Raw genomic sequence first — 8,580 nt, 5'->3', positions numbered from 1 at the left:
CCGCCCGAGTCCGTCCCCGGGTCCGCTGTGACCGCCGGGACCGGTGTGCTCGACGTGCTCCATGTGCTCGATGTGCTCCTGGTCAGTGACGGTGGTCACCGGTCACCTCTCCTTCTGCAGTACGGACAGGGCGGCGATGAGTTCGGCCTGGGGCTCGGGGTGGATGTCGAGGGCGTCGAGCGGGGCGAGACGGCGTTCGCGTTCGCGGTGGACGACGCGGTCCACGTGCTCGGTGAGCAGCCGTTCGGCCCGGTCGCGCAGCCGCAGCGCGCCGTGGGCGCCGACCCGGTCGGCCAGCCGCTCGCCCGCGCTGCGCGCCCGGCGCCCGCCCAGCAGGGCGGTGGCGGCGAGGGCGGCCACCGCCTCGGGGTCGGGTGCGACGGTCCGCTCCAGTTCCCGCGTCTCCTCCTCGGCGTACTCCTCCAGCTCGCGCCGCCAGCGCCGTACCGCGAGGCCGATACGGTGCTCGGCGCTCTCCGGGGAGGGATCGCGCCCGGCGAGGCCCGGGGCCTGCGCGGCCGGTTCGCGCTGCCAGGCCTCGGCCACCCGCTCGTCGGCGGCCGTGACGGCGCACAGCAGCAGCGCGGCCAGGCTCTCCACGAGGGCGTCGAGGAGTTCGCCCGCGGTGCAGTCCAGGGGAAAGGCGCGCCAGCGTTTGAGGGCGTCCCCGGCGAGTACGGCGCCGGCGTGGAGGCGGCCGCGCAGACGGGCGTGCTCGCCGTCGTAGGCGCCCTCCACCGCGGAGGTGAGCCGGAGCGCGGCCGCGTACTGGGCGGCGGCCGCGGCGGCCAGCTCGGGCATCCGGGTCCGCAGCGAGTCGAGCAGGCCGTGGGCGGTGCGGGCCATGACGTACTGCCGGGCGGCGGGTTCCTGGGCGTGATGGGCGAGCCAGGTGCGCAGCGGCGCGACGGCGGTGGCGGGCAGCAGGCCCGCGCTCCACACGGACTCGGGCAGCTCGGGCACGGTGAAGCGGGGTACGTCGCCGAGACCCGCCTTGGTGAGCAGGGCGGCGTACTGCCGGGAGACCTCGGAGACGACCTGGTGGGGCACCCGGTCCAGGACGGTGACGAGGGTGGCGTCGTACTCCTTGGCGGTGCGCAGCAGGTGCCAGGGGACGGCGTCGGCGTAGCGGGCCGCGCTGGTGACCATCACCCAGATGTCGGCGGCGCACAGCAGCTCGGCGGCGAGGACGCGGTTCTCGGCGACCAGGGAGTCGACGTCGGGGGCGTCGAGGAGGGCGAGGCCGCGCGGAAGGGACTCGGCGGTCTCGATGCGCAGGGCGCGCGCGGGCTGGTCGGCGGGGAGCAGGAGGTCGTCGTCGCGGGGATCGTGGTGGGGCATCCAGACCCGGGCGAGGTCAGGCAGCACGCGCACGCCGCTGAACCAGTGGTGATCCGCCGGATGGCAGACCAGCACCGGGGTGCGGGTCGTCGGCCTGAGCACGCCCGCCTCGCTCACCCGGCGCCCGACGAGAGAGTTGACGAGGGTCGACTTCCCGGCGCCGGTGGACCCGCCGACGACGGCCAGCAGCGGCGCCTCGGGTGCCCGTAGTCTGGGCATGAGGTAGTCGTCCAGCTGGGCGAGGAGCTCGTCGCGGTTGGCACGCGCGCGGGGGGCACCGGCCAGGGGCAGCGGAAAGCGTGCGGCGTCGACACGGTCGCGCAGAGCGGAGAGTGTGTCGAGCAGCTGGGGCCGTACGTCCAAGGTCACCACATGCGAAGAATGCCCAATTTTAGGGGAATTCTGAAGCATATAGACATGTCTGCGCGCCGACGGAACAGAAAGGACGGAAGGGGCGACTGGGACACAGGCGCGGGTCAGGCATAACGAGTGCACAACACCCTGCGGCCTCGGACGCCAAAAGCGCTGCACGATTCGTACCTGCCTGCGATTATCGGGACCGCTTCACCGAACCTCCACATCGAGCCACGGAGGGGAAGCGACAGGGTCGGCGAGCAGGGAGCTTTATCCTTGGTCCCGCCACCAGGCCCCCGTAGCTCAGCGGATAGAGCAGGCGCCTTCTAAGCGCTTGGCCGCAGGTTCGAGTCCTGCCGGGGGCGCCATCCGAAGCCCTCCCCTCGGGGAGGGCTTTTTGCTGGTCAGAGTGGGTGCGGCCGGGCGCGCGTCAGCCCCGGAAGCGCCTCTGACGATCAAGGGCTGGCTCCGGGGCCGTCCGGCTGTCACCGGGTTTTCGCGGGTGGCCGTGTCGAATACGTGTCACCGTCCCGGGCCACACGGGTCACCCGGCGGACGGCCGTCAGGGATGATCTTCAGCCGCTTCGAGCCCGCTCGCCAGATCGGGCATCTGCCCGTCGACACGGCGGGCGCAGGTGGCCAGGAGCACGGCGACACTGTTCCCGGCCCACTCCGCCCCCCGGCGGGCGGGACGCCGTCGTTGAGCCGCTTGGTCAGGCACGTGTTCCTGTTGTCGTAGACACGCCGTCCGGCGGGCGACTCGAAGACGTGAGGAGGCGGTACGGCCTTACGCGCACCGCGCCACGCCCGGCGGACGACCATGCGTCGATCACCGCACGGAGTGGCCTGCGGTCAACGCGATGCCTCCGGCGGGGGGATCGGCCGACACCGAGTGGAGGGGGCGCCGTCGCGAACTGCGGATCCGGACGGGAACCGCCGCCTCCCGTGCGCTCAGCTCGCCACGTGCACCTGCTCCAGGGCCCATGGCAACTGTTCCGCCCGCACGGCCCATTCAAGAACCGCCCCGGTCGAAGCGACCACGCGCACGACGGCTGTCTGAGGGGTCACCGACCAGACTTCCGGCAGCAGAGAGGATCTCGCAGCCTTCGTTCGTTCCTTGCGCCGCAGCCACGCCGAGGACGGAAGCTCCTGGGAGAACCCGGACCTGTCGAGCTTCCTGGAAGCCCTGTCCGCCTGGATCGATGACGCGGACGGGTGGTACGGCAACACGGGCCGGGAGTTGCCGCCCGGCGGTGACTGGACGTTCTTCGCCCGAGCTCTGCAGGCAGCGACCGTGTACGAGTAGGCCGAGCCATGTCGAACTTCGTCATGGCGGCACGTTCCAGCAGGACCCTCAGGCGGTCGGAACCGGCGTCGTCCGCGCAGCGGACAGGAGAGTTCGTCATCATCTCCGGCATCCAAGCAAACTGCCACGACCGCGCCTTCGCCACCCGGCCCTGAGCCGCGGTCACCAGGATCGGGGACGACATGGGGATCGACCTGGAACTGCACTCCGCGCGGCCGGCGCGTGGTTGGCGAAAGTCCCGCGCGACGCTCCTGCGGAGCTCTTACGGACACGGCGACGCGCTGGCCGATGTGCTCGGCTCGCTCCGGCTCCTCGGCGTCCCGGGGCGGCTCACCGCGGTCGACCCGTACGGGGACACGGTGCTGAACGAGCAGGAGTCGGCCGCCGCGCTCCCCGAGGTCGAGGCGCTGCGGCAGCACTGCGCCGATGAGTGGCAGCGCGCCGCCGTGGACGACCTCGCCGTGATGCTGGAGAGGTGCGCCCGCACCCCGGGCAGCCATCTGTGGTTCCAGGGCGACTGAGGCCGGTGAGGCTCCGCACCGGCGCCGGGTGCGAGAGGCGTCGAGGACGGCCCTCGGTCATGGGCGACGGAGTCACCCGCCTCGAACAACCGTCAGGCCCAGGTGAGTTCGCTCGGGCACCCGGTCGCGCCCGTCGTCCTGGGCGTCCCCGGCAGGACCGGTCGCGGCGTCCGCCATACTGCGGACCCTCGGGATCGAGAGGGGAGAGAGCGTGCGACTGCGTTGTGCGGTGCTGGACGACTTCCAGGGGGTGGCCGCCGAGTCGGCCGACTGGTCGGTGGTCGAGGACGCGGTGGAGGTCGTCGCGCTGCGCCGGCATCTGGAGGGCGAGGACGCCCTCGCCGCGGCGCTCGCGGAGTACGACATCGTCGTCACCCTGCGCGAGCGCGTCGCCTTCCCCGGTTCGCTGCTCGCCCGGCTGCCCCGGCTGAAGCTGATCGTGGCGACCGGGATGCGCAACACCGTGATCGACTACGCGGCCGCCGAGGCGCGGGGCATCACCGTCTGCGGCACGCAGAGTTCCGGCACCCCGCCGGTGGAGCTGACCTGGGCGCTGCTGCTGGGCCTGGCCCGTGGCATCGTCCAGGAGAACACCGCGCTGCGCACCGGCGGCCCCTGGCAGTCCACGGTCGGCGCCGACCTGGACGGCGCCCGGCTGGGCGTGCTCGGGCTCGGCCGGATCGGCGGCCGGGTCGCGCGGGTGGGGCTCGCCTTCGGCATGCGGGTGAGCGCCTGGAGCCCGCGGCTGACCGGGGAGCGCGCCGCGGCGGCCGGGGCCGAGGCGGCGGCCTCCAAGGAGGAGCTGCTCGCCGGCAGCGACTTCGTCACCGTGCACGTGCCGGGCGGCGAGCGCACCCGGGGCCTGATCGGCGCGGCCGAGCTCGCCCTCCTGAAGCCGACCGCCTACCTCGTCAACACCTCCCGCGCCTCCGTCGTGAACCAGGACGCCCTGCTGGCCGCCCTGCACGAGGGCCGGATCGCGGGCGCCGGCGTGGACGTCTTCGACATCGAGCCGCTGCCCGCCGGGCACCCGATGCGCACCGCGCCCCGGCTGCTCGCCACGCCCCACCTCGGCTATGTCTCCCGCGCCAACTACCGCACGTACTACACCCAGGCGGTGGAGGACATCCGGGCGTACCTGGCGGGCGCCCCGATACGCCGACTGCCCTGACCGTGCCTGTTGAAAGAGTGATCCCCGGCTGATCACCGTGACCACGGTCGGGCGGCGGCGTTGAACGGGGAGTGCGGCGGCTGGTCCTGCCGTCGCGCTTCCCGAGCGAAGAAGGAGAACGTGATGTCTCGCATCGCGAAGGCAGCCGCCGTGGCCCTCGGCACCGGTGCCGTGGTGATCAGCGGCGCCGGTCTGGCCATGGCCGACGCGGGTGCCCAGGGCGCGGCCGTCGGCTCCCCCGGCGTGCTGTCGGGCAACACCGTCCAGATCCCGGTCGACGTCCCGATCAACGTGTGCGGAAACACGATCGACGTGATCGGCCTGCTGAACCCGGCCTTCGGCAACACCTGCGTCAACCAGGGCGGCGGCTTCGCGCAGCCCGGCGGCTACGGCAACTGAAACACGCCGTGACCTGCGAAGAGCCCCGGCACCTCCGAGCGCCGGGGCTCTTCGCGTGCGCCGCGCGGGCCGTCAGGCGTACCGGTAGATCCGGCTGACGTCCTCCATCCGGTCCGGGGTGTCGTCCCACGGCGGCAGCTTCTGGTACCGGGCGACGACCCGGCCGCGCTGCGCGTCACCGGCGCCAGGCGGCTCGGCCGGCAGATAGCGGTGGCTCGTGTGCGCCCGCTGCCAGCGTTCCCACAGCATGTCCAGGAAGGCGTGGTGCAGCCAGAACACCGGGTCGTTGACGGACGCGGCGCCGAGCATCGCCCCGCCCACCCAGCGGTGCACCCGGTTGTGGTTGTGCCAGGACGCGCTGCCGCTGCCGGTCCCCCAGCCCTCCAGTTTGTTGCGGAACCCGCGGGTGACGGTCGAGTCCCAGGGGTGCACGTCGTAGACCCCGTCGTTCAGCGCCCAGTCCACGTCGCCCTGCGTGGGCAGCTGGATGGGCGAGGCGGCGCGGCCGAGGTCCCGGGTGAGGTAGCGGCCGTCGGTGACGCCCTCCCGGATGGTCCAGTGGCCCGCCGCGTAGGCGAACGGACCGGTCGTCACCTGCTGGTCGGAGCGGCGCCCGTTGCCGCCGAGCAGATCGCCGGTCCACGGCACCGACGTCGTCGTACGGTCCCGGGTCCAGTCCCAGTACGGCACGGTCACCGAGGAGTCGACGCGGCGCAGCGCCCCCTCCAGTTCCAGCAGGAACCGGCGGTGCCACGGGAGGAAGGAGGGCGCCATGTGGGCGGCGCGCAGACCCGTCTCGCCGTCGGCGGCGTAGTACGCGATGTGGATGCGGACGAACTCGTCGTACTCCCCGCGCCGTTTGAGTTCCAGCAGGGCGTTGACGAACCGCCGCCGCTCGCTCGCGGTGAGGGCCGCGACGTTCTTACGCACGTACGCCATGCCAGCCCCCCATGTCCATGCCCAGGTGTTCCACCACGTCCAGGACGCTGCCGGGCCGGGCGCCGCCCAGCGGGCCGGGGGCCAGCTCGCGCAGCCGCTGGCCGGGCCCGAGTTCGTCCACCGCGGCCCGGGCGGCCTCCAGCGGTGTCCGGTACGAGGTGTAGTGGTCGACCATGCTCAGCCAGGTGCCGTCGGCGCGCCGCATCAGGTGCAGCGGCCGGCCGTCGACGGTGATCCGCCAGTCCGCGTCGGACGTGCTGCGCCCCGCCTCGGGCATCCGCACACCCTGGATGTGCCGGCCCCGGTAGGTCTCGTCGAAGGAGTCGCCGCCGGGGCCCGCGGCCGGGGGCACCGGCCGGGCGGCGGCGACGACCGGCATGAGGGAGAGGGCGGCGGCGCAGGACAGCAGTCCCCGCGCCACCCGCCTCCGTGTCGGTCCGGCCGTCGTGTCCTCTCTGGCCCGCTCCCTCGCGCCCACCGCTTCGCCGTCGGTCATCGCACCCTCCTCGTCCGGGGTCGGCTGTCGCATCCGGTAACCGGCCCGGGGCGGCTGCGGTCACCGGGATACGGCCGAACGCGCGGGCAAGGGAGCCGTGCGGGTCACCCGCGTACGGCCGAACGGCGCCGCCGAGGAGGCCGTACGGGTCAGCGGCCGGAGCCCGTGCCGAGGCCGGCGCCGGCGGCGGTGCGCAGGACCGGGGCGAGGAGACCGGCCTCGGGGGCTTTCAGGGCGGGCAGGCCGAAGTTGTCCGGGTCGGGCTGAGTGAGGGGGGCGTCCAGGTCCAGGCCGGGGCCGAGGGTGTGCAGGCCGGCCGCGGGGGCGTCCACGTCGAGGTGGTCGAAGCCCTCGCCGAGCAGCCGCGGCAGCGGTGCGTGCAGGTCGGCGCCGGGCAGGGTGCCGCCGATCGGCACCTGGGGCAGGACGCCCTCGGGCAGCAGGCGGCCGGTGGCGTAGCGCGGCCCCTCGGGGGTGCCCGGGGTCAGCAGCGGCACGTCCAGGGAGGCCTCGGGCACCTGGGTGCCGAGGGACTGGGAGATGCCGCCCAGCGGTACCGGGACGGGGACCGAGCCGGCCGCGGCGGCGGGGGTGGCGGCGGCCCCGACGGCGGCCGCGACGCCGGTGACGACGGCGGCAAGGGTTCCTCGGGTGGTCGGCTTCATCTCAGGTGCGGTCCCTTCACGGGTGCGGGAGTTGGCGTCCGTACCGCGTAACTGGCCTTGCCGGAACGGGAAAACGGCGTCGGCGCGGTTTTCCCCCGGCTGCCGTAATAGTCGGCTGGTCGTGCCGGGACCGGGCCGGTCCAAAACAGCGGCCGTGCCGGCCGGGGAGGCGGGCCCTGGCCGGGGACGGCCACCGGCCGGCGGCGGTGGCCCAAGTCGGCCGCGTGAGGCCGGGGTCGGCCGCCTCAGCGCAGGCTGGTGGCGGGGAGTACGACGTGGGCGGCGGCGTTCAGGGTCTCCTGGGCGCCGGCGAACGCGGCCAGCGCGGCGGGCGACACGATGGTGCCGGGGGCGCCCTCGGGCCACGCGCGGGTGGTGAAGACGAGGTAGGCGTAGCCGCGGGCGCGGACGGCGGCGAGCCACTCCGGCGGCGCGGGGGCCTGGGCGATCAGCCGGGGCATCCGCACGACCGCCTGTCCGGCCTCCACGAGCAGGCTGATGGGCAGGCTGGGCCGGTAGGTGCCGTCGACCAGGTCGCCGCCGACCGGCAGGCCGTTGCTCACCAGCAGGTGCTCGACCGCGGCGGCGGTGGTGCCCGGGCCGCCCGGCGCGTCCCCGAGGGAGTAGGCCAGCAGATAGGGCATGTCGGTGCCGTCGGGGGCCGCGCCGCTCCAGGGCAGCACGACGAGCGTGCCGAGGTCGGCGGGGTGCGTTGCGGTGGGGGTTGAGGTCACCGCGCGACCATATCGACGGGCCCCGGGGCGGTCCGGCGGCTTCTCACCCGTCCGGACCAGTGGCCCGGGGGGCTCCACACGATCGAGGGAAGCCGCCGCGAACGGGTCGGGGCCGGTGCCGCGGATGCGGTACCGGCCCCGGGGCGCGAGGGGTGTCAGCTCTGCAGGGGCAGGCCGCCGAGCAGCGGGTTGTGCTGGTTCAGCGCGGTGGTGGCGCCCTTGACGGTGTGCAGCAGGGAGTCCTTGTTCTCGGTGTCGAGCGCGTCCGACTGGTGCTGGATCGGCATCACGTCGCGCAGGGTGATCGGGCCCTTGGCGAGCTGGTTGACGGCACCGTTGAGGCTGGTGGGCGTCAGCTCGGAGGCGTTGTAGGCGAACGCGGGCGCGGCGACGCCGGCGAGGGCCACGGAACCGGCAACGACGACGGCAGCCTTCAGGGACTTCATCATGTTCCTCTCTTCGGGCGGCTCGTCGCCGCCCAGGGGATGTCCGACGCCGTGCCTAACGACCGCCGCGCCGGGCCGGAAACCCCGTGGCCCGCAAGACATATGAAAACTCCTCGGCCGGACGGACCGCGCCCGCGCCCCGACGGTCAGCCGGTCAGCCGGTCGCGGGCAGGCTCGGCAGCGCGGGCAGGCTCGGCAGCGTGCTCAC

9 protein-coding genes, 1 tRNA gene and 1 pseudogene are annotated in these 8,580 nt (G+C 73.8%); 5 read left to right on the top strand and 6 right to left on the bottom strand.

Annotated features, from left to right (window positions below):
- Positions 1 to 102 precede the first annotated feature (102 nt).
- On the bottom strand, positions 103 to 1,713 hold the full coding sequence (locus FRZ03_RS25865) for a dynamin family protein (RefSeq protein ID WP_146467539.1): 1,611 nt from the start codon (positions 1,711 to 1,713) through the stop codon (positions 103 to 105).
- Between the two features lie 274 nt (positions 1,714 to 1,987).
- Between FRZ03_RS25865 and FRZ03_RS25860 the strand changes: the two genes are divergently transcribed.
- The 5 genes and pseudogenes from FRZ03_RS25860 (at position 1,988) to FRZ03_RS25835 (ending at position 5,092) form a co-directional block, all read left to right on the top strand.
- Positions 1,988 to 2,063, top strand: a tRNA-Arg gene (locus tag FRZ03_RS25860).
- Positions 2,064 to 2,791: 728 nt separating this feature from the next.
- Positions 2,792 to 3,001 (top strand): annotated as a pseudogene (locus tag FRZ03_RS25850) (DUF7660 family protein); the annotation flags it as partial.
- A gap of 182 nt (positions 3,002 to 3,183) precedes the next feature.
- On the top strand, positions 3,184 to 3,522 hold the full coding sequence (locus tag FRZ03_RS25845) for a hypothetical protein (protein WP_146467536.1): 339 nt from the start codon (positions 3,184 to 3,186) through the stop codon (positions 3,520 to 3,522).
- A 211-nt stretch (positions 3,523 to 3,733) separates the two neighbouring features.
- The gene (locus FRZ03_RS25840; protein ID WP_146467535.1) at positions 3,734 to 4,693 is read left to right on the top strand and encodes a D-2-hydroxyacid dehydrogenase family protein; all 960 of its coding nucleotides are present in this window, start codon (positions 3,734 to 3,736) and stop codon (positions 4,691 to 4,693) included.
- A gap of 123 nt (positions 4,694 to 4,816) precedes the next feature.
- Positions 4,817 to 5,092, top strand: coding sequence for a chaplin (locus FRZ03_RS25835; protein WP_146467534.1), 276 nt, complete (start codon positions 4,817 to 4,819; stop codon positions 5,090 to 5,092).
- 72 nt (positions 5,093 to 5,164) lie between these two features.
- Here the strand turns inward: FRZ03_RS25835 and FRZ03_RS25830 are convergent, their stop codons facing one another.
- The 5 genes from FRZ03_RS25830 to FRZ03_RS25810 form a co-directional block, all read right to left on the bottom strand.
- On the bottom strand, positions 5,165 to 6,031 hold the full coding sequence (locus tag FRZ03_RS25830; RefSeq protein WP_146467533.1) for a tyrosinase family protein: 867 nt from the start codon (positions 6,029 to 6,031) through the stop codon (positions 5,165 to 5,167).
- A complete protein-coding gene (locus FRZ03_RS25825; RefSeq protein WP_146467532.1) occupies positions 6,015 to 6,527 on the bottom strand; it encodes a tyrosinase family oxidase copper chaperone in 513 nt (170 codons plus the stop codon). Before FRZ03_RS25825 ends, FRZ03_RS25830 begins: the two co-directional genes overlap by 17 nt.
- A 149-nt stretch (positions 6,528 to 6,676) precedes the next feature.
- Positions 6,677 to 7,192, bottom strand: coding sequence for a hypothetical protein (locus FRZ03_RS25820; protein WP_146467531.1), 516 nt, complete (start codon positions 7,190 to 7,192; stop codon positions 6,677 to 6,679).
- A gap of 245 nt (positions 7,193 to 7,437) precedes the next feature.
- Positions 7,438 to 7,926, bottom strand: a complete 489-nt coding sequence (locus FRZ03_RS25815; RefSeq protein WP_146467530.1) for a DUF5949 family protein — start codon at positions 7,924 to 7,926, stop codon at positions 7,438 to 7,440.
- A 155-nt stretch (positions 7,927 to 8,081) separates the two neighbouring features.
- Positions 8,082 to 8,372, bottom strand: coding sequence for a hypothetical protein (locus FRZ03_RS25810; protein ID WP_146467541.1), 291 nt, complete (start codon positions 8,370 to 8,372; stop codon positions 8,082 to 8,084).
- Positions 8,373 to 8,580 lie beyond the last annotated feature (208 nt).

Source organism: Streptomyces misionensis, assembly GCF_007896895.1.
In the GTDB taxonomy this organism is placed as follows: domain Bacteria; phylum Actinomycetota; class Actinomycetes; order Streptomycetales; family Streptomycetaceae; genus Streptomyces; species Streptomyces misionensis_A.
The sequence above is the reverse complement of the archived record's forward strand: the minus strand, read 5'-3'. Positions and strand labels throughout refer to the sequence as shown.